The sequence below is a fragment of the Tibeticola sp. genome, assembly GCF_022759015.1.
Classification (GTDB): domain Bacteria; phylum Pseudomonadota; class Gammaproteobacteria; order Burkholderiales; family Burkholderiaceae_C; genus Tibeticola; species Tibeticola sediminis.
Genome location: NZ_JAEMQB010000070.1, coordinates 1 through 19,137, shown reverse-complemented (window position 1 = coordinate 19,137; position 19,137 = coordinate 1). Strand labels below are relative to the sequence as shown.

Genomic DNA, 19,137 nt, shown 5'->3' with positions numbered 1-19,137 from the left:
CGCTCAACGGCCTCGGTGCCGTGCAGCAAGGCTTCGTCGAAGCGTCCAACGTCAACGTGGTGGCCGAACTGGTCGACATGATTTCGACCCAACGGGCCTACGAGATCAACAGCAAGGCAGTCCAAGCCTCGGACCAGATGCTCCAATATGTCAACAACAACCTCTGAAACACGGCTGCATCAGGCCCAGCGGGCACGCGTGCTCGGCCGCGGGGTCCGGGGCGCTACGCCTGGCGGCCGCCTGTTCCGGAGTCCCGCGGTCGGCTGGGTCGTTCTCGCCTGCGCCTTCACGCTGGGCGGCTGCGTCAGCCCGCCGCGCCTCGAGGCCCAAGCGCCGATCCAGCCGCTGCCCAGCCCCGCCGAACCCGCGCCCTTGGACGCGCGAGCCGCCGCCAACGGCGCGATTTGGCAAAGCAACACGAACATCGCCTTGTTCGAGGACGGGCGTGCGCATCGGGTCGGCGACCTCATCACCATCTTGGTCAAGGAAAACGCGAACGCCACCAAAGCCAGCAACACGGCGGTGAAGCAATCGGACGATGTCAGCGCCGGGCTGAAGTCGCTGTTCGGCAAGCCCGTCACGCTGGGAGGCGGCTACAGCCCCGACATCGGCATGAGTTCGAGCACCAAATTCTCGGGCGATGGCAGCACGGCCCAAAGCAACAGCTTCACCACGACGCTGCAAGCCACGGTGACACGGGTTTGGCCCAACGGCAACCTCGAAATCTCCGGCCAAAAAGAGGTCACCCTCAACGGAGGGCGCGAATTCATCCGCGTCGCCGGAGTCGTCCGCGCGCAGGATGTCAGCCCACAAAACACGGTGCTCAGCACCCAGATTGCAAATGCACGGGTGGAATACAGCGGCAATGGCGATGTGTATGCCGCAGCAAAGGTGCCCTGGCTGACGAGCTTCTTCCTCTCCCTCTGGCCGTTCTGAACATGATGCTCTCCTCACTCAAGACTGCCCGCCCCCTGCGCCCAACCGGCGTGTGGCCGGCGCTGCGCGCGCTCGCCAGCGCCTGGCTGCTGTTTTGCGTGTCCATGGTGAGTTCGGCTGCAACCATCCGCGACCTCACGGCGATCGAGGGGGTGCGCATCAACCAGCTCGTCGGCTATGGCCTCGTCGTCGGCCTCGCCGGAACGGGCGACCAGGCCACCCAGGTCCCCTTCACGACGCAATCGATGCTGGCGATGTTTCAGCGGCTGGGCATCAACCTGCCGCCAGGGGTGGCCAGCAACCTGCAGCCCAAGAATGTCGCCGCCGTCCTGGTCACGGCGAACCTGCCGCCGTTCGCGCGTCCGGGCCAACAAATCGATGTCACCGTGTCGACGGTGGGCAACGCGTCGAGCCTCGCGGGTGGATCGCTCATCATGACCCCGCTCAAAGGCGCCGACGGACAAACCTATGCCGTAGCGCAAGGCAATGTGGTGGTCAGCGGCTATGGCGCCAAGTCCGGCGGCAGCAGCAGCCAAACCAATTTTCTGACCGCGGGAACGGTCGCCAATGGTGCTACCGTCGAGCGCGCCGTAACCTCGGGCCTGCAGCCCGGCGGCGCAGTGGTGCTCTCGCTCGGCACGCCCAGCTTCGGCACGGCCAGCCGCATCAGCGAGCGCATCAACGAGACCTTCGGCCCCGGCACCGCGCTCGCGATCGATGCAGGGACGATTCAGGTCAACGCCCCGCCAACACCCGGCGAGCGCACCGCCTTTCTGGGCCGGCTGCAAGCCCTCGAGATTCAACCCGACGCCCCGCCCGCGCGCGTCGTCGTCGACGCCCGCAGCGGAACGGTCGTGCTGGGCCAGAACGTGACGCTCGGCACCTGCGCCGTCGCGCACGGCAACCTCTCGGTCACGATCGACACCGAGTACCAGGCGAGTCAACCCAACCCCTTCGGTGCCGGTCAGACCGTCGTGACCCCGAAGACCGACGTCAAGGTCCAACAGGACAAAGCGAAACTCATGATGTTCAACGCCGGTGTCACACTCGAGGCGGTCGTCCGCGCCCTCAATGCAGTCGGCGCCAGCCCGAGCGACCTGATCGCCATCCTGCAGGCCATGAAATCCGCCGGAGCCCTACAGGCGCAAATCGAAGTCATTTGAGCCGCTCCTACTCCATGAATCCGATGCTTCCTTCAAACCCCAGCGCTTCGGCCGCCCGCGCGACCGAGGCCTTGTCGTTCGATGGGCTGCATCGGCTCAAGCATGCGGCCAGCCAAGCACCGGCCGACCCGGCCACGCTCAAGGCCGTTGCGCGGCAATTCGAGGCCCTGCTGCTGCAGCAGATGCTTGCGGCCATGGGGAAGACGTCCTTCGGGCCCAATCTGCTTGGCGAAACGGCCGCTCCGGTGCTTCAGTCGCTGTACCAGCAGCAACTGGCCACCACGCTCAGCCAAGGCCCCGGCCTCGGACTCGGCAGCTTCCTCGCCAAGGAATTGAGCGTGCGCTACGGGCGCCCCAACGCCCCGGTCACCGCGCCCGCCTCGCCCGCGGCTCCTTCAGTCACCCCGGCTCCGGTCGATGCGCCCATGGGAAGCCAGCCGGCCGCGACCCAACCACCCGTGCGCGTCGAGCCCTCCCCGCCCCAGCCGCCGCAAAACGCCCCGCAGCCGAACCCGCCGGGCGTTCCACCACGCGCGGCCCAGGCGACTGCGGCCGCAGGCGCCCCCTCCACTGCAGCTGCGGTGAATCGGCCCGCGACGTCCGCGGCTGCCAGCAGCGATTCCGCGAGCGCGCCGCGCGACTTCGTGGCCTCGCTGCTGCCGCATGTGGAGCGAGCCGCCCAGGCCCTGCGGGTGAGCCCGGTGGCCTTGCTCGCCCAAGCCGCGCTGGAGACCGGTTGGGGGCGGCACGCCCCAGGCAACAACCTCTTTGGCATCAAGGCGGCGGGCGGCGAAACGCAGAGCATCCAGACCCTCAAGACCACCGAATACACCCCGCTTGGCCAGGTCGTGCAGCATGCGGCCTTCCGGGCCTATCAAGACATTTCCGACAGCGTCGAAGGCTTCACCCAACTGCTGTCGCGCTCGGCCCGGTACGCCCAGGCCTTGGGACAACAAAGCGTCGAGGCGTATGCGCGGGCGATCCAGCGCGCGGGTTACGCCACCGACCCGGCCTACGCCGAAAAGCTCGTCGCGATTGCCGACAGCCCGCGGATGAAGGCAGCCCTGGGCGCGCTCGGCCGTGGTGCCTGGCTCGCGAAACCGGCGGTGCCAGCGGGCTCAAGCGAACGGCTATCGTGACGTTATGGAGCCACACTCGCGGAGTCTTTCCATGCCCTACGCCCCAACGGATTTCGAGGTCGACGAAGCCGAGGCCGTCCAGCGCGTCCTTGCCTCGCTGCAGGCGCAACGTCGGGCGCTCACGGCAACGACCGGGATACGTGCAGTCCCCGCGAACGACCACGACGCCTCGCCGTTGCCGGTCGAGCCGGTCTGGCCGCCTCTGCTCGAGGCCTTGGCCGCGCACGCCGCCCGACGTCAGTCCAGGCAAGCCACCACCACCTCCGAAACCTTAGACGCGCTGGTGCGGCAACTCCAAGCGGAGTCCGCCGAACTCGAAGCCCTCGTCGAGCAGCGCCTGGCCGCCCTCGCCTCAATGCTCGAGCGCCACCACCGGGCGGCTTCCTCGGCGCTCTATTCCGCCGCGCCGGCTGCGGCCGTGCCGACGCGACATAGCCTGGGGAGAGGCTGACATGGGCGGGATCTCTGGCCTCGTCGGCAACGCCCTCACGGGGCTGCAGGCCGCTCAAAAAGCCCTGCAAGTCACGGGCAACAACATCGCCAACGTCAACACGCCGGGCTACAGCCGCGAGACCCTGCTGCAAACGCCCCAGGCGCCCAGCCAACTCGGCGGGCTTTATTTGGGCAACGGCGTCCTGGCCGAAACCGTCAGTCGCTCTTACGACGCGTTCGTCCAAGGGCAGATCTGGTCTTCGACCGCCAGCGCCAGCGGCGCGCGAACGTTCAATGACTTGCTGCAACCGCTGGTGGGCTTGATCGCGAACGACGTCGCCGGTCTCGGGTCCTCGCTGAACCGGTTTTTCTCGAGCGGCGTCGCGCAGGTCGCGGCCTATCCCGCTGACACGGCTGCACGGCAAACCATGTTGGGGCAGGCGCAAACGCTCGCGCAGACGGTGCAGACCACGGCGAGCCAGCTCTATGAGATGAACGATGCCCTCAATCTGCGGCTGCGCCAGGGGGTCGAGCAGGTCAATGAGCTCACGCGCCAAATCGCACAACTCAATGTGCAGATCAACGACTTGTCGGGTTCCGGCCAGTCGCCGAACACGCTGCTGGACCAGCGCGACCAACTGATCACCGAACTGGCAGGCCAGGTCGGCATCAGCGTCGTGCGCCAAGGGGCCGCGCTGAACATCTACACCTCGAACGGTCAGGTGCTGGTCGCGGGAGAGCGTGCGCTCGCGCTCGAGGCCAAGCCCGGCAGCTTTGATCCGTCCGCGCTGGAGATCGGCTATGTGGGCAACCCAAACAGCCTGTCCTCCAGCCTGCAAGGCGGCGTGCTCGGCGCCTTGATTCAATTCCGCGAACAGTCGCTCCAACCCGCCCAACGCAGCCTCGGGCTGATCGCCACCGGCCTGGCCAGCGCGGTCAATGCCCAACAAGCGCAGGGGCTCGATCTGAACGGCCAGTTTGGTGGACCTCTGTTCGAGGTCGGTCCGGTCCAGGTGCTTGGGGCCAGCAGCAACAGCAGCGGCGTGTCGATCAGCGGTAGCGTCACAGACACCAGCCGGCTGAGGGCGACGGCCTACGAACTGAGCTACGACGGCGCCGCGTGGAATGCCATCGACCGCAGCACCCAGCAAGCGGTCGCACTGACGGTTTCCAACTTGGGCCCAGTCACGCAGCTCGACTTCGACGGCGTGCGGGTGAGTGTCCAAGGCGCCCAGGCTGGCGACCGCTTCCAGGTCGAGCCGACCGCCGCAGCCGCCTACGGTATGCGCGCATTGATGACCGACCCCAGGAAAATCGCCGCGGCCGCCCCCTACGTCAGCAGCGCCGGCGCGCTGTCGAGCGGTGCGCTGGTCAACACCAACCTGGGGAACCTGACGCTTTCGGCGGGCGCCGCTACGGCCACGAGCGGCTCCGTGCTCGTCTCCGCAACCGCCCCGCAGGCGTTGCAAATCACGCTGACGAGCGGCGGCACCAGCGGACAAAGCATCGGCTTTACCGTCACCCAGCCCGGCACCACGGCGCCCATCCTCGCTACGGGCAGTCTGACGCTTGGCAGCAGCGGGACGACGATCTCGGTTCCCTACCCCAGCCCCAGTCCGGGCGGGTATTGGACCGTGACGCTTTCGGGCAATACCGCCGTGTCGGGGGACGCCTTTACGCTCTCGCCACCGGGGCCAGGCAACGGCGGAAATGCCCGCGCCATGGCCGCGTTGCAGACGGCCAAGCTTCTCGATGCCGGGCCCACGACGCCCGCCCGCACCTCCATCGAATCGGCCTATGCCCAGCTGGTGGGCCGAGTGGCCAGTCAAGGCAACCTCGCGCAAAACACGGCCAATGCCGCCGAGGCAGTGGCGCGGCAAAACGAAGCATCGCGCCAAGCGATCGCGGGGGTCAACCTCGACGAGGAGGCCGCCCGGTTGATCCAGTTCCAGCAGGCTTACCAGGCTGCCGCCAAAGCCATCCAGGTGGGCAACACGCTGTTTGCCTCACTGTTGCAGGCCGTTCAGTAACCCCAAACGGTGGACTCGCCATGCGCATCAGTACCCCCCAGTTCTACGGCTCCAGCCTCACCGGCATCCTCAACCAGCAGAACACGCTCAACACCCTGAGCCAGCAGCTCGCCACTGGCAGCCGCATCGTCAACCCCTCGGATGCCCCGGTGGCGGTCGCTCAAAACGCCGCGCTCAACGGCCAGATCGAACGGCTCGGCACCTACACGCAGAACGCCCAATACGCCCAGGGTGCTTTGCAACTCGAAAGCAAGACCCTGCAAAGCGTGGGCACGCTGATCGACCAGGTTCGGCAGTTGGCCGTGCAGATGAACAACGCCACGGTCAATGCGCAGGATCTGCGCAACGCCGCGGCCGCCATGAAAGGCTATGTCGAACAGCTGGCGCAGTACGCGAACACCCAAGATGGCCAAGGCAACTACATCTTCGCGGGCAGCAAGAGCGACGCGATGCCTTTCGTGCTCGAGGCCGACGGGCGTGTGCGCTATCTGGGCGATGGCGGCCAAAACCAATTGGCCTTGGGCCCCAGCTTGAGCGCGGCCATCAGCGACGCAGGCGACGGCATTTTCCTCAGCGCCCGGGCGGCCAACGGACAGTTCACCGTCAGTTCCAACCCGGCCAACAGCGGCAGCGCCACGGCCGGGCCGGGCACGGTGAATGACCGCGCACTGGCCGACCAACTGTTGCTCGTCAATGGCACGCAATACCAGATCAGCTTCAGCGGCTCCGGCAGCGGCACCACCTACACGATCACCAGCGGAACGGGTGGCGTGTTTTCGCCCACCCCGATGGCCAGCGGCAGTTACACCGAGGGCATGAGCCTGGGTTTGCCGCCCGGCGGCAGCCCGGCCATCACCGTCCCCATTCTGGGCACGCCCGCCAACGGCGATCAATTCACCGTGCAAGCGGCGCCGCCCCAGGGACTGTTCGAGACCTTCCAGTCGCTCGCCGCAGCCTTGACGGCGACCGACACATCGCCCGGCACGAATGCGCGTCGCGCCCAAGCGATCAGCAACGCGCTCGCAAGCCTCGACCAAAACCAAACTCGGCTGCTCGACACCCAGGCCGCCATCGGCGCCCGATTGCAACAAGTGCAGGCAGTTCAGGCGCAAAACACCAGCCTCACCGTCCGCTTGCAAACGGAGCAGTCCGAACTGACCCAAATCAACTACCCCGAAGTCATCACACGCTACCAGCAGAGCCTGACCGCCCTGCAAGCCGCGCAAAAGGCATTCGTGCAGTTACAGGGGATGAACCTGTTCCAGTATCTGTAGAGTACGGGTCGTACAAGCAATGAACCCACCAGCCGCCGCCATCGCCGAAACGATGGCAGGGCTGCGCGGCACGCCGGGGACTGGCTCAGCATTGCCCTCGGTAAAACGCCTTGATCTCGAGGATGAACCTTGAACTTGCAGCGCGCTTTTGACGTTGATTCCAAGCTGAACGAGCGGCAACTGCATCGCCGCGTCACCCTGCAAACGCTCAGTGCGCAGCGTATCGAACCGGTAACGGTCCGATTTGACGCCCTGCTCATTGAGGGGCAAGCTCAGCCTCACGCCGATCTGTACTTTGACGTCCCAAGCCGGGGACGCTTGATTCCAGCGCTGGCGTTGCCCCTGGACACTCTCCGAAATCGCCTTGTTTGGCCCGAGGTGTTTGCTGCTTGGCCCGCCCAATTTCTGGCGGAAATTTCCTCGCGCGTGCTGGCTTTATGGCGGCAACAGCCGCGACTGGGACAAGTCATCCCGATCGGCGACTTTGACCGGGTGTTCGGTGGCTCGGTCCAACAAATGCTCGACGGCCGCTCGATTCCGGGACTCGAAAACTATTGGACCTCGGCCCAGGTGTTGAATCGCTATCAATGGGTCCAGGAGCGGGTCCACTCCGGGCGTATTCTGGAGGTCGCAACCGGACCCGGATATGGCGCGGCTTGGCTGCTCGAGCGACGCCCAGGGGTTTCCGATTACCTCGGCGTCGACCTCGACGCCTTAGCGATTGGACTCGCACGACGACTCAATCCGGACGCACGCGCGCGCTTCCATCTGGGCCCGATCGAGGCGCTCGAGGAGAGCGGCTTCGACTGGGTTTTTTCACTGGAAACGATCGAACACACGCCCGACCCTGAAGCCTTTTTGATGGAACTCAAGCGACGCCTTGCGCCAGGCGGTCGAATGCTAGTGTCTTTGCCCTGCGAACGCTGGCACGGGTTCCATTTGAATCCGCATCATTGGAGCGCGTGGAACTACCGCCGCATTCGGGACTTCCTGCAACCCCATTTCGAGCGGGTTCATTACTGGCGACAGGGACGGCCGCGATTCACCGAAAACGCGCTCGAAGAAACGGGCCGCATCACGCCTTTGAGTCAAATCGATCCCGACTGGGATGAGGACTATCTCATGCTGCTCGAAGGTCCCCGACCAGCGCCTCCGCGCCCCAGGATCGTGGTGCAGCGGCGGTACGCGCGCGGGGATGTCTTGCAAGCCACGCCGATCGTGCGCGCGGTTCGGCAGCGCTTCCCAGACCACACGATAGTCGTCTCGACCGATATCGACGAGGTGTTTGCGGGAAATCCGAACGTGGACCTTCTGATGGCGACGTCCTCGGGTTTCCGCCCTCGGCCAGATGACCGGGTCATCAATCTGGACGTCGCCTACGAACGGCGGCCAAAGCAGCACATCCTGAGCGCCTACGCCGAAGAGGCCGGAGTCACACTACCAAACCCCGCGCTGGAACTGCACCTCGACCGCCGCGATTACGCCCAGGTGAACCAGTGGATGGCGGGCGCGGGCCCATCCTGGGGAACAGTGAAACGAATCGTCGCGGTCCATATGGGCGCGACGCCAGATCGCTCCTGGCCACCTTCTCATTGGGCAGAGTTTCTCAGCTCCTTCAGCTCAGACACAGAGGTCGGCATCATCGCCGTTGGTGCGGGCGCTGATTTTCAGCCGCCGGCGGCCGAACGGATCCTCAACCTCGTCAATCGACTGGACTTGCGCGAAACGGCTGCAGCCATTGCGACTGCGGACCTCCTCGTGGGCCCCGACTCCGCATTGCTGCATATCGCCGCCGCAGTCGGGACGCCTGCCGTTGGCCTCTACGGAATGGCCGATCCACACTTGCGCGTGCCCTTCGGAGCCGACCAGACCGCCTTACGCTCGCCGGTCGACTGCGCCGGTTGTCTGCATGATCTGCCCGCCCCAAACACCAATCCCCGGTGCAAATTCGGTCGATCATTCTGCATGGAGGAAATTGCTCCAGCGGTCGTCGTCGAAGCGGCACGGGCACGACTGACCCGGTGCGAGCCTCATGCCTGGAGAGTCCGGCTGCACCTCGGCGGTGGACAGGATGTCCAACTCAAAGAGGCGGTCACCTCGGCTATTGGCGGTCAGACGGACACTCAGCCCTCCCCCCTTCCAACCCTGCCCTGGCTCCCCGAAGCTCGATGCTTGCCCACCGAACGCTCCTGGGCCGAAGAAACGATCGAGCGCTGGCGCCAGGAGCCGGCGGGCCTGCCCCGCTTTACGATTGCGGTGCTGCCGCATCCCGAGAACGCTTTCGGCGCTGATGCGAGCGCCGCCAGTCTTGCGGATCAATGGCTGCCCGGCGAGTCCCAGGTGCTGGAGCCGCGCGGGGACGCCGCAGCGCTGATCGCGGACGCCAACGCGCAGCTGATCGGCAGTGGGGCCGATTGGGTTGGCGTCATCGATGCCGGGGACCGACTCGCCCCCGATGCGTTCTTCCGCATCGCCCATGCGCTGCGTCAGCATCCCGAGTGGCAAATCGTCTACACGGACGAAGACCAGCTCAGCGCCGAAGGGCAGCACCTGCACCCCCATTGCAAGCCCGACTTCAACCTCGACTATCTGCGCAGTCTCCCGTATGTCGGAGGCCTGCTGCTGATTCGGCGGGATCTGTTCCAGACCTTGGGCGGGTTCGACCCACAGGCAGACGGCGCCGAGGACTACGACTGGATGCTCCGCGCTTGGGAGCACCTGCAGGCCAGCGGTGCGGGCGAGGCCGCCATCGGCCATGTGCCCGAGGTGCTCTACCACCGTCTGCAGGGGTCGGGGCATACCCGGCGCTCGATCCCTGAAATTCTGGACGCCGGCCAGGCGGCTTTGCAGCGCCACCTCGACCGCGTGGCACCCGGTGCGAAAGCCGAGCCCGGTCCGTTTCCGCCGTCATTTCGCGTGCGCTGGCCCCTGCCCGAGGTGCCGCCGCTCGTCTCGATCCTCATCCCCACGCGCGATCAGCTCCCGCTGTTGCAGCGCTGCATCGAGTCGGTCATCGAGAAAACCCGCTACCCGGCTTACGAAATTCTGATCATCGACAACGGCAGTGAAACGCCGGAAGCCCGCAGCTATCTCGCAGCGATCGAGGCGAAGGAAGCCGAGCTCGGGGGGCGTCTTCGGGTGGTCCGTCAACCCGGGCCATTCAACTTCTCGGCCATGAACAACGCGGCGGCCCGGCTGGCGCGCGGCGAGTATCTGCTGCTGCTCAACAACGACACCGCCGCGCTGCACGAGGACTGGCTCGATGAAATGATGGGTCATGCCGTGCGAACGGATGTGGGCATCGTCGGCGCGAAGCTGCTGTTTCCCGACGGAAGGATCCAACACGCTGGCGTGATCCTGGGAATGCGCGGTCCCGCCGAGCATCCGTTCATTGGCCACGCCCCCGAAGACCGCGGCTACTTTGGCCGCGCGCAGCTCACGCAAGACCTCTCGGCCGTCACTGGCGCCTGCCTGCTCATTCGCCGCTCGCTCTACGAGGCAGTCGGGGGGCTCGATGAGACCGCATTCAAAGTCTCCTACAACGACATCGACCTCTGCCTGAAGGTGCGCACCGCCGGCTACCGGGTCGTGTTCACGGCTTTTGCGCTGTTGCTGCATGAAGGCTCGGCCACGCAAAAGGCGCAGAACCCTGCGCCGCAAACGAATCCGCCCCAGAAGGAAGCCTTGACGCCGCCCGACCCGGCCAAACTCCAGCGCTTCGAAGCCGAGAAAGAGGCGATGTATCGACGCTGGCTGCCGCTGCTCGGTCGAGATCCGGCCTACAACCGGCATTTGACGCTTGCCAGCACCGAATTCCAACTCGAGGATCAGCCTTGCGTGAGCTGGGACCCAGACTGGCGGCCACGGCCCCGGATCCTCGCGCATGCGGCAGACCGGGAAGGCTGTGGTGAGTACCGCATCATCGCGCCGCTGCGCGCCTTGAACCGCGCCGGCATGACGCAGGGTTGGGAGTCGATGCGCCTGTTCGAGCCGGCCGAGATGGCACGGATCGAGCCCGACACGCTCGTCGTGCAACGCCAGCTCGAGTGGCACCAGATCGAATTCCTCGAAAAACACCGACGTCACTCCCGGGCGTTTCGGGTTTTCGAAATCGACGACCTGATCACGAACCTGCCGCAAAAAAGCGTTCACCGCCAGAACATGCACAAGGACATGCCCAAGCGCCTGCGCCGCGCGGTCGGCCTGTGCGATCGCCTGGTGGTGGCAACCGAGCCGCTCGCACGCGCCTATGCTGGGCTGTGTGATGAGGTCCGCGTTCAGCCCAACTATCTCGAACGCGCCCGCTGGGGGGCGCTGCAGCCGCCGCGTCGAGAGCACCCCAAACCCCGGGTGGGCTGGGCCGGCGGCGTGGGCCACCTCGGCGACCTGGAACTGCTGCGGGACGTCGTGCGCGAGACGGCCAATGAGTTCGATTGGGTCTTTTTTGGTATGTGCCCCGAGCCGCTGCGCCCCTACGTCCGAGAATTCCACCCTGGCGTGCCCCTGGACCAATACCCCGCCAAGCTCGCCGCGCTCGACCTCGACATCGCCGTGGCCCCGTTGGAAATCAACCCCTTCAACGAAGCCAAGAGCCATTTGCGACTGCTCGAATACGGCATATTGGGCTATGCCGTCGTCTGCACCGACATCGTCCCCTACCAGGGGGATTTTCCGGTGGTGCGGGTGCCCAACCGTTTCAAGGAATGGACCAAAGCCTTGCGCGAGCTCGCCAACGACCGCAGTGCGCTGCGTGCCGCGGGCGACGCGCTGAAGCAACAGGTTCGCGCTCGTTGGATGCTCGAGGATCACCTCGGGAGTTGGCTGTCGGCCTGGACGCGGTCGGACGTATGATTTGCCACTTCGATGCACAGCCTCGAACCCGCTTGAGGCGCATGATCACAAACACTCGCCACCCATGACCGAACCTATGTCCGGCGCCTCCGCGCCCGATGCAGCCGCCGAGGCGTCCAACGGCGCGCGGCATGTGCACATCGCACGCCAGCCGCTGGTCGACCGCAAACAGAAAATCGTCGGCTACGAATTGCTGGCCCGCGAAAGCGCGACGTCGACCGCTGCGCCATTGCCGCTCTCCGGCAACGCGGACTCGGTGATGCTCTTCAACGCGCTCTCCGAAGTTGGCAGTGAAAACCTCTTCGGTGACAAGTTGGCCTTCGTCAACGTGCAGCTCTCGGAGCTCGGTGGCGATCACTTCGACCTGGTTCAACCCGAGCGGGTCATTCTCGAGCTTCCGCGAGTCCCGGTCGATGATCCCGAACGAATTGCCCAAGCGGTGGAGCACATCCAGCGGCTGGCCGAGCAAGGCTTTCGGTTTGCGGGTGGCGTCTTTACCGCCACTGCCGCCTACAAAGCTTGGCTGCCGTTCATCCGTTTCCTGAAAATCGACGCGCGCTCCTTGCCGGCCGCAGCACTTCCCGCCTTGATCCGCAAACTGGAGTCGCTCAGCGGCGTCCAACTCGTGGCCGAAAAAGTGGAAACCCATGAGGCGTTTCAGAACTATCTGACGGCCGGGTTTCATCTGTTCCAGGGGTATTACTTCGCGCGGCCACAAACGGTGACCGTCAAGGCCCTGACACCGGCCTACACCACGGTTTTGCGCTTGATCGATCAGGTCAACAAACAGGCCGAAATCGCCGAGCTCGAAGAAACCCTCAAGGGGGACCCCGCGCTGTCGTACAAGCTGCTGCGCTACATCAACTCCTCCGGGTTCGGGCTGATGACCGAAATCACGTCGTTTCGCCACGCGATCTTGATCCTCGGCTACAAAAAGCTCTTCCGCTGGCTCGTCTTGCTGCTCGTCACCACGCCCAGTCACAGCGCGGCTTCGGCGCTCGCACTGAACGCCCTCACCCGCGGCCGAATGATGGAAATCCTCGCGCGGCACTCCATGCCCGATGAATTCGCCGATCACGCCTTCGTGACCGGCGTGTTTTCGATGTTGGACGTGATGTTGGGCACGACGCTCGAGGAGGCACTGGGGCCACTGGCCCTGCCCGAGACCGTGTCGCTCGCGCTCCAGCAAGAAGCGGGGCCGCTCGGCCCCTACCTGCACATCGCTCGTGCCTGCGAGACCGACCTCGACTCCGGACTCGAAGAAACGGCGGCCTTGCTCGGGCTGACTGAGCACCAAGTGGCCATGGCGCATCTGGAAGCGCTCGCCTGGGCCGAGAATCTCGGCATCTGATCCATCCAGGCAAGTCCCGACATCATGCGCGAAGTCACCGCCACCTTGTTCAAGGACGAAAACCGCCTCACGACCCAACAAAAGGCGGAGGTGGTCCTCAGCCGCCTGCAGCAAAGTCGCGAGCCCATTGCCGTCATCCCCACCGGGCGTGCCGAGGAGTTCACCTCGATGATCCTCGCCCTCGACAGAGGCAAAGGCGAGATCCTCATCGACGAACTCAACCCCGAACATGGAAACGCGTTGGTCTTGCACGGCGACCCGTTTTTTTGTCTGGGCAAATCCGAAGGGGTTTATGTCGGATTCGAAACTCGGGTCATCGACCGGGTCATGTGGGAAGGCTATGGCGCGCTGCGCGTTCACTATCCGAAAAACACCTACTACCTGCAACGACGCAGCTTTTTTCGGGTGTTGGTCAACCCGGGCGACATCAATCGCGTGGAAATCGAGCGCCGCGGGGCTCGCAACCTAACCGGCACCTGCCACGACATCAGTGGACGCGGCATGCGTCTGCTCTTGACCTCGCCCACGGACTTTGTCCTCAGCGAAGGCGAATACCTCCCACAGGTCCGGTTTGAACTCGAGGGCGTCGAACTCGCCAGCGAGGCGCGCGTTCGCTTCGTGGGCCCCGTCCGCAACACCCGCATCCGACAGCCGATGCGTCCGGTCGGGATCGAATTCCTGAACATGAGCCCGAATTTTGAACAACGGGTCATGGCCTACGTGCAGCGACGCGACCGTGAAACCCTCCGCGAGCGCGAACGACGCTACTGACCGGAAATTCGGGACGGAACGTCCAACAACGCCCCAGCCCAAGCGCGCCGCAGCTCAGACTGCCGCTGCGGTGACAAGCCGCACCAAATTCCTGCTCCCTCGACCTCGTCGGGCTCGAACACTCTTTGATGAAAGCTGCGCGTGCTCGGGTCAAACATCAGCGGCGCCCATCGGTGACAGCCGATCGAATCCGAGCCGCCAGGCCGCGGAAGGATGACGAGCACGTAAGGGCCCGGCATCCCTGACTCCTCCGCGTCAATGCCCCCCCGGTAGCGCAGCCCAAACGCCTCTGCGGGTGCGATCAAAAACGCGAGCTCCGGGCTTTCCACCGACTGCAGCCAAAGAAACGGCTCTTGTCCCTCGCAACTCAGAACCAAGTATTGGTGCAGTCCGTCGAAACCCGGCAAGGGCGGCTCGCACCGCCATCCCAACCGGGCCGGTACGGTGAGGCGACCGAAACGGGTGCTCAACTCGGACACGCCAGGCTCGATCGCCGATGCATCCGCCTCAAGCATGCGGTCCCTCCTGTGGCACGTCTGTCGCATCGGCCGCGGGACATCCCTGCGTTTTCAGGAAGGCATCGAGCGCACCTGGACTCTGCGGCGCCAGCGACGCGGCCCGATTGAGGTCCACCACCTCGGTGTAGAGCTCTTCACGAAGAATGCACAGTTCGCGTGGCCCCTCGATGCCCAATCGCACCCGACCACCGCCGACGTGCAGCACCACGATGCGGACCTCCGAACCGATGCGTATCGCTTCGCCTTTGCTACGGCTGAGGATCAACATCCGGGTTCAGGCTTTCCCAAGGGGCCGCCCGGCGGACAAAGATGCGGCCGCCTGACCGTCCCCCCGATACACCGAGGCCGAGGAACCACCGGCAGCACCGCCCAGGGCAGACAACATGGCTTCGGCGTTTTTTAGCAAGGCGCCGACGAGTGCACCGTTGGCGCGGTTGGCTTCTCCGAGGCGGCGGAGTTCTTCCTTGAGCGGCGGCGTCAGGTCACCGACGGACAGCAGCGCCTCGAGCGCCCGACAGGCAGCGAGCTTTTCCGCCGCCAGGCGTTCGATGGCATCGGCATCCCCCCCGATGAGTGCCGCATGCTCAGCCTCCAACACCGCGCGCAGCCGCGCCAGAACCGGCGCCGGATCGCGATTGAGTTCGGGGCTTACGCTCACAGGGGACGAAGATCGTTCGAGCCCGCACCGAGCGGCGTCACGCGACGGGACGAACGGCCGCGAGCACTTCGCGGCTGTCGCGCAGCAAGCCTTGAGCGATGGCTTTCGGGTCAGCCGGATACTGTCCTGCCGCCACCAGTGCCCGTAGCTGGCCCAGACGCTCCGCACGGTTCGGATCATCTGCCGCGAGCCCGGCCTGGAGTCGCCGGGCCGCATCGGAGATCGTCACCCGTTCCTGGCCGGGCGAACTCGGCTTCGGTCGCGCTTCCACCGCCGGCGCGCGTCCAGCCTGAGCCGCAGCGACGCTTTGCGCCGAACCGCTGCTGATCATGCTTGCCAATGCGTTTTGGATCGGATTCATCGCGTACTCGAAAAGCTCATCCAGACGGTTTCCGGATGTCGTAGCGGGGTTAACGACACCAACTCGAAAAACTTGAGGGCAAGCCCGGAATCACCGACTGGCCGCGGCCTGAGCCGGCTGCCTGGCCGCCGGCGTCGACGCTGCCCCAGAGCTCGCGCCGGGCCCGGCATCGATTTGTCCCTTGGCCTCTTCGGCATCGGTGGCGACCTGCTCCAAGGCTTGGTTGGCAAGGATGCGCTTGGCGGCTTCCTGCGTCAAGACCACGATGCTCACACGCCGATTCAACGGCGACTTCGGGTCGCTGGGATCGAACGGCGCGGCCGACCCCATCCCAACCACGCGCAGCACCTTTTGCTCTTCGAGGCCAGACTGCACCAGCACCTGGCGTACGGCGTTGGCCCGATCGGCGGAAAGGTTGTAATTGCTGTAGCCCTTGCCTTGGTTCTGATACATCAGGGCGTCGGTATGACCCGTGATGCTGATCTTGTTCGGCAGCCGGTTGAGCGTAGGCGCGATCTCCTGGAAGATCGTGCGCGCATAGCCCTCGAGCTGTGCGCCCCCGAGGGCGAACATGGGCCGCTTGTCGTTGTCGACCACTTGAATGCGCAAACCCTCGCGCGTGATGTCGATCATCAACTGCGACTTGAACGCGGCCAGCTGCGGGTTGGCGTCGATCTGGGCTTCGAGTGCAGCCTTGAGCGCCTGGAGGTTGGCCTTGTCGATTTCGGCCTCCCGGATCGCGACCACCGTCGTCGCGTTCGGTTTGACTTCTTTCCCGGGCGTGCTGCCATCGCGTACCTGCCCAGTGGTCCGCGTGAGGTCCGTGCCGCCGGCTTGCAAGACCGACATCGCCGAGCCCGCGCCGGACCCGCCCTCCATCGAGACCTTCATCGGGTTCTGAAAATATTCAGCGATGCCCTGCAACTGCGCCTTGGTGGTCGAACCCAGCAGCCACATCAGCAGGAAGAAGGCCATCATCGCCGTCACGAAGTCGGCATAGGCGATCTTCCAGGCGCCTCCGTGGTGTCCGCCAGCGACCTTTTTGATGCGCTTGACGACGATCGGCTGCGGTTTGTTCGGCTCGGCCATGCGTCACTTCCCTTTGGCGCTGCGCAGATGCGATTCCAGCTCTGCAAAGCTCGGGCGTTCCGTGCTGTAGAGCACTTTTCGCGCGAATTCCACGGCAATTTGGGGCGGGTAGGCGTTCATGGTCGCGAGCAGTGCCACCTTGATGCTCTGGTACATCTTGGTTCCTTCCTCGGCCCGGTCTTCCATGCGGGTGGCAATCGGCGCGATGAATCCGTAGCCGATCAAGATACCCAACATCGTTCCCACGAGCGCCGCGCCGACCAGCTCGCCAAGGACCGCGGGCGGCTGATCCACCGAAGCCATGGTGTGCACCACGCCCAACACCGCCGCCACGATACCGAAGGCCGGCATGCTGTCGGCGAGCCGGCTGACCGCATGGATGGGCATCTGGCTCTCATGGTGGTGCGTCTCGATCTCGACGTCCATGAGGTTTTCCATTTCCATCACGCCCAGATTCCCGCCGATCATCAAACGCAGGTAGTCGGTGATGAACTCGATGACATGGTGATCCTTCAGGATGCCGGGGTACTTCTTGAACACTTCGCTGGCATGCGGGTCCTCGACGTCGGCCTCGATCGACATCAAGCCGTTTTGCCGCATGCGGGTAAACAAATCGTTGAGCAGCGTGAGCAGTTCCATGTACTGCTGCTTGCTGTAGGTCTCACTCTTGAACGCCGTCGGCAAGGCCTTGAGCGTGGCCTTGAACGACTTGGGGAAGGTTGCTCCAAAGAACGCGCCCAGCGCGCCGCCCCCAATCATCACCAGCTCAAAGGGCTGGAACAGGGAGTGCAAATGCCCGCCGGAGGCCGCAAACCCGCCCAGAAAGGCGGCCAAGGTGATGACGTAGCCAATGAACAGAAACATAGATGGTCGCGCGGGGCCGCGGATAGACGAACTTTCAACAATCGTAACCCATCCGAACTGACCCCGATAATTTCTCTCCGGACCATAAAGTCGTATCCAAACGTGCCGTTAGCAGGGCATCGGCGATGGTTCTGTCCACGCAAACCCGAAACTGAAAACCAGGAGTACCCCTTGAAATTCCTCGTCGTCGACGACTTTCCGACGATGCGCCGCATCGTCAAAGGGCTGTTGATGCAGACCGGCTACGTCACGGGAACGATCGACGAAGCCGAAGATGGCGTCCAGGCCCTCAAACGCATCCAGCAAGGTGGCATCGAGTTCGTGGTGACCGACTGGAACATGCCCAACATGCAGGGCATCGACCTGCTCAAGGCCATCCGCGCGTCCGAAGACCCCGCCATCCGCTCTTTGCCGGTGTTGATGGTGACCGCGGAGGCCAAGAAGGAAAACATCCTGGCCGCGGCACAGGCGGGCGTCAACGGTTACATCGTCAAACCCTTCCCGGCCGACGTCCTCAAAACCAAGATCGAGGGCATCCTCGAACGCCTGGGCAAAAAGCCTGCCTCTGAGTAATTCGCCATCATGACCAGCCCTGCTTACGACTCCCACACCGCGATCGAAGCCTTAGCCAAGCTGCGCGAGGCCGACGCCCTGCTCGCCGAAGGCGTGCACCGCATCATGGGCATCGCCCGGGACATTCCCGGCGCAAGCCACCCGCTCGAGGAAGCCCTGCGGCTGAGCGAACAACAGGCCATGGCCACGCTCGAAGCCGTCGAGGCTGCGCAGGCCGAAGTGCGTGCGATCCGCGCCACCAACGGCGGCTTCATCGATGCGCGCCTCGATCGGCTCGACGAGTGTCTGCAGACCATCCTCACCAGCCAGCAGGGCCAAGATCTGGCCGGCCAGCGGCTCAAGAAGACGATCACGCTGCTGCAAGCGGTCGAGCAACGCATCCAGGATGCGCTTCATGAACTTGGCGCCCTGGCTCCAGCCGCGGCCGTCACCGCTGACGAAGACACCTTCACCGGCGAGCGGCTCGACCAGGGTAACGTCGACGACCTGCTCGCCCAGCTCGGCATCTGAAGACCCCAGGAGTAGCCGCGCCATGGACAACGACATCCTGCAAGAATTTCTCGCCGAATCCCGCGAACTGCTGGCCGAGGCGCAACAACAGCTGCTGCGCCTCGAAGCCAACCCCACCGATGCGGCCACGCTGGGCGCGATCTTTCGGGCCTTCCACACACTCAAAGGCGGGGCTGGCTTTCTGGAAGCGCAAAACATGGTCGACTGGTGTCACCACCTCGAAGACCTGCTCGACAAGCTGCGCAGCCACCAGCTCAGCGCCGACAGCGGCATGATCGACGCCATCCTGCGTGCAAGCGATGTGATCGAGCGCATGCTCGACGAAATGGCCAAGGGCGAGAACCCGCAACCGGGGCCGCAGGCGCTGGGCGACTTGATCCAGGCCTACGCCCGAGGCGAACGGCCCGAGCCCGCAGCGACGGGAACCGAACCGTCAACCGAGCCGGCCCAGCCAAGCAAACCCTGGGCAGAGACACGCTTGGACGCATCGGGCTCCTCGGGCGTCTATGTCACCCAGATGGCCGAGCGGGCTGCGCCGAGCGCGGGCGCTTCCGCGGCGGAGGCCTCTGGCGAAGAGGACCTCGAAGCGCTGTTCAACCAAACCCTGGACCAGGTAT

20 protein-coding genes are annotated in these 19,137 nt (G+C 64.7%); 13 read left to right on the top strand and 7 right to left on the bottom strand.

Going from position 1 to position 19,137, the window contains the following annotated elements; genetic code table 11:
- The 7 genes from JHC36_RS04175 to flgL form a co-directional block, all read left to right on the top strand.
- Window positions 1-167, top strand: a 167-nt coding sequence (locus JHC36_RS04175; RefSeq protein WP_287916242.1) for a flagellar basal body rod C-terminal domain-containing protein, incomplete at its 5' end; no start/stop codon positions are given.
- A complete protein-coding gene (locus JHC36_RS04170; RefSeq protein ID WP_287916237.1) occupies window positions 148-936 on the top strand; it encodes a flagellar basal body L-ring protein FlgH in 789 nt (262 codons plus the stop codon). The genes JHC36_RS04175 and JHC36_RS04170, both read left to right, overlap by 20 nt.
- A 5-nt stretch (window positions 937-941) precedes the next feature.
- Window positions 942-2,099 (top strand): flagellar basal body P-ring protein FlgI, encoded by a 1,158-nt coding sequence (locus JHC36_RS04165; protein ID WP_287916239.1) that lies wholly within the window; start codon window positions 942-944, stop codon window positions 2,097-2,099.
- 23 nt (window positions 2,100-2,122) lie between these two features.
- Window positions 2,123-3,238, top strand: a complete 1,116-nt coding sequence (gene flgJ / locus JHC36_RS04160; protein WP_287916234.1) for a flagellar assembly peptidoglycan hydrolase FlgJ — start codon at window positions 2,123-2,125, stop codon at window positions 3,236-3,238.
- A gap of 31 nt (window positions 3,239-3,269) precedes the next feature.
- Window positions 3,270-3,689: a hypothetical protein gene (locus tag JHC36_RS04155; RefSeq protein WP_287916231.1), complete on the top strand. Its 420-nt coding sequence runs from the start codon at window positions 3,270-3,272 to the stop codon at window positions 3,687-3,689.
- 1 nt (window position 3,690) lies between these two features.
- The gene (flgK, locus tag JHC36_RS04150) at window positions 3,691-5,700 is read left to right on the top strand and encodes a flagellar hook-associated protein FlgK (RefSeq protein WP_287916229.1); all 2,010 of its coding nucleotides are present in this window, start codon (window positions 3,691-3,693) and stop codon (window positions 5,698-5,700) included.
- Between the two features lie 20 nt (window positions 5,701-5,720).
- Window positions 5,721-6,974, top strand: coding sequence for a flagellar hook-associated protein FlgL (gene flgL, locus JHC36_RS04145; protein WP_287916226.1), 1,254 nt, complete (start codon window positions 5,721-5,723; stop codon window positions 6,972-6,974).
- On the opposite strand, the gene JHC36_RS04140 is transcribed toward flgL, so the two are convergent.
- Window positions 6,942-7,244 (bottom strand): hypothetical protein, encoded by a 303-nt coding sequence (locus JHC36_RS04140; protein ID WP_287916223.1) that lies wholly within the window; start codon window positions 7,242-7,244, stop codon window positions 6,942-6,944. The genes flgL and JHC36_RS04140 overlap by 33 nt on opposite strands.
- Window positions 7,245-7,352: 108 nt before the next feature.
- Between JHC36_RS04140 and JHC36_RS04135 the strand changes: the two genes are divergently transcribed.
- The 3 genes from JHC36_RS04135 (at window position 7,353) to JHC36_RS04125 (ending at window position 13,947) form a co-directional block, all read left to right on the top strand.
- The gene (locus tag JHC36_RS04135; RefSeq protein ID WP_287916220.1) at window positions 7,353-11,825 is read left to right on the top strand and encodes a glycosyltransferase; all 4,473 of its coding nucleotides are present in this window, start codon (window positions 7,353-7,355) and stop codon (window positions 11,823-11,825) included.
- A 64-nt stretch (window positions 11,826-11,889) separates the two neighbouring features.
- Window positions 11,890-13,176 carry an EAL and HDOD domain-containing protein gene (locus JHC36_RS04130; RefSeq protein WP_287916217.1) on the top strand — a complete coding sequence of 429 codons (1,287 nt, stop codon included), beginning with the start codon at window positions 11,890-11,892 and terminating at the stop codon, window positions 13,174-13,176.
- A 24-nt stretch (window positions 13,177-13,200) separates the two neighbouring features.
- Window positions 13,201-13,947: a flagellar brake protein gene (locus tag JHC36_RS04125; RefSeq protein WP_287916214.1), complete on the top strand. Its 747-nt coding sequence runs from the start codon at window positions 13,201-13,203 to the stop codon at window positions 13,945-13,947.
- Here JHC36_RS04125 and fliW read toward each other — a convergent pair.
- From fliW to motA, 6 genes are all read right to left on the bottom strand, one after another.
- On the bottom strand, window positions 13,941-14,462 hold the full coding sequence (gene fliW, locus JHC36_RS11635; protein WP_353846118.1) for a flagellar assembly protein FliW: 522 nt from the start codon (window positions 14,460-14,462) through the stop codon (window positions 13,941-13,943). The genes JHC36_RS04125 and fliW overlap by 7 nt on opposite strands.
- Window positions 14,455-14,733 carry a carbon storage regulator gene (locus JHC36_RS11630; RefSeq protein WP_124221250.1) on the bottom strand — a complete coding sequence of 93 codons (279 nt, stop codon included), beginning with the start codon at window positions 14,731-14,733 and terminating at the stop codon, window positions 14,455-14,457. The genes fliW and JHC36_RS11630 overlap by 8 nt, the downstream gene beginning before the upstream one ends.
- 6 nt (window positions 14,734-14,739) lie before the next feature.
- Window positions 14,740-15,123 carry a hypothetical protein gene (locus JHC36_RS04115; protein ID WP_287916212.1) on the bottom strand — a complete coding sequence of 128 codons (384 nt, stop codon included), beginning with the start codon at window positions 15,121-15,123 and terminating at the stop codon, window positions 14,740-14,742.
- A gap of 37 nt (window positions 15,124-15,160) precedes the next feature.
- Complete coding sequence (flgM, locus tag JHC36_RS04110) at window positions 15,161-15,484, bottom strand: flagellar biosynthesis anti-sigma factor FlgM (RefSeq protein ID WP_287916209.1); 324 nt, start codon at window positions 15,482-15,484, stop codon at window positions 15,161-15,163.
- A 90-nt stretch (window positions 15,485-15,574) separates the two neighbouring features.
- Complete coding sequence (motB, locus tag JHC36_RS04105) at window positions 15,575-16,573, bottom strand: flagellar motor protein MotB (protein WP_287916207.1); 999 nt, start codon at window positions 16,571-16,573, stop codon at window positions 15,575-15,577.
- A 3-nt stretch (window positions 16,574-16,576) separates the two neighbouring features.
- A complete protein-coding gene (gene motA, locus JHC36_RS04100; RefSeq protein ID WP_287916205.1) occupies window positions 16,577-17,437 on the bottom strand; it encodes a flagellar motor stator protein MotA in 861 nt (286 codons plus the stop codon).
- Between the two features lie 171 nt (window positions 17,438-17,608).
- Between motA and JHC36_RS04095 the strand changes: the two genes are divergently transcribed.
- From JHC36_RS04095 to JHC36_RS04085, 3 genes are all read left to right on the top strand, one after another.
- Entirely contained in the window at window positions 17,609-18,010 is a 402-nt protein-coding gene (locus tag JHC36_RS04095) for a response regulator (protein WP_124221240.1), read from the top strand.
- 9 nt (window positions 18,011-18,019) lie between these two features.
- Window positions 18,020-18,520 carry a chemotaxis protein CheZ gene (locus JHC36_RS04090; protein ID WP_287916202.1) on the top strand — a complete coding sequence of 167 codons (501 nt, stop codon included), beginning with the start codon at window positions 18,020-18,022 and terminating at the stop codon, window positions 18,518-18,520.
- Window positions 18,521-18,542: 22 nt separating this feature from the next.
- On the top strand, window positions 18,543-19,137 hold a 595-nt coding region (locus JHC36_RS04085; protein WP_287916199.1), incomplete at its 3' end, for an Hpt domain-containing protein.

Excerpts from the sequence above, each read along its gene's own strand:
- JHC36_RS04170 (WP_287916237.1), top strand. The coding sequence starts at position 148 with ATGTCAACAACAACCTCTGAAACACGGCTGCATCAGGCCCAGCGGGCA.
- JHC36_RS04165 (WP_287916239.1), top strand. The coding sequence starts at position 942 with ATGCTCTCCTCACTCAAGACTGCCCGCCCCCTGCGCCCAACCGGCGTG.
- flgJ (WP_287916234.1), top strand. The coding sequence starts at position 2,123 with ATGCTTCCTTCAAACCCCAGCGCTTCGGCCGCCCGCGCGACCGAGGCC.
- JHC36_RS04155 (WP_287916231.1), top strand. The coding sequence starts at position 3,270 with ATGCCCTACGCCCCAACGGATTTCGAGGTCGACGAAGCCGAGGCCGTC.
- flgK (WP_287916229.1), top strand. The coding sequence starts at position 3,691 with ATGGGCGGGATCTCTGGCCTCGTCGGCAACGCCCTCACGGGGCTGCAG.
- flgL (WP_287916226.1), top strand. The coding sequence starts at position 5,721 with ATGCGCATCAGTACCCCCCAGTTCTACGGCTCCAGCCTCACCGGCATC.
- JHC36_RS04130 (WP_287916217.1), top strand. The coding sequence starts at position 11,890 with ATGACCGAACCTATGTCCGGCGCCTCCGCGCCCGATGCAGCCGCCGAG.
- JHC36_RS04125 (WP_287916214.1), top strand. The coding sequence starts at position 13,201 with ATGCGCGAAGTCACCGCCACCTTGTTCAAGGACGAAAACCGCCTCACG.
- fliW (WP_353846118.1), bottom strand. The coding sequence starts at position 14,462 with ATGCTTGAGGCGGATGCATCGGCGATCGAGCCTGGCGTGTCCGAGTTG.
- JHC36_RS11630 (WP_124221250.1), bottom strand. The coding sequence starts at position 14,733 with ATGTTGATCCTCAGCCGTAGCAAAGGCGAAGCGATACGCATCGGTTCG.
- flgM (WP_287916209.1), bottom strand. The coding sequence starts at position 15,484 with ATGAATCCGATCCAAAACGCATTGGCAAGCATGATCAGCAGCGGTTCG.
- motB (WP_287916207.1), bottom strand. The coding sequence starts at position 16,573 with ATGGCCGAGCCGAACAAACCGCAGCCGATCGTCGTCAAGCGCATCAAA.
- motA (WP_287916205.1), bottom strand. The coding sequence starts at position 17,437 with ATGTTTCTGTTCATTGGCTACGTCATCACCTTGGCCGCCTTTCTGGGC.
- JHC36_RS04090 (WP_287916202.1), top strand. The coding sequence starts at position 18,020 with ATGACCAGCCCTGCTTACGACTCCCACACCGCGATCGAAGCCTTAGCC.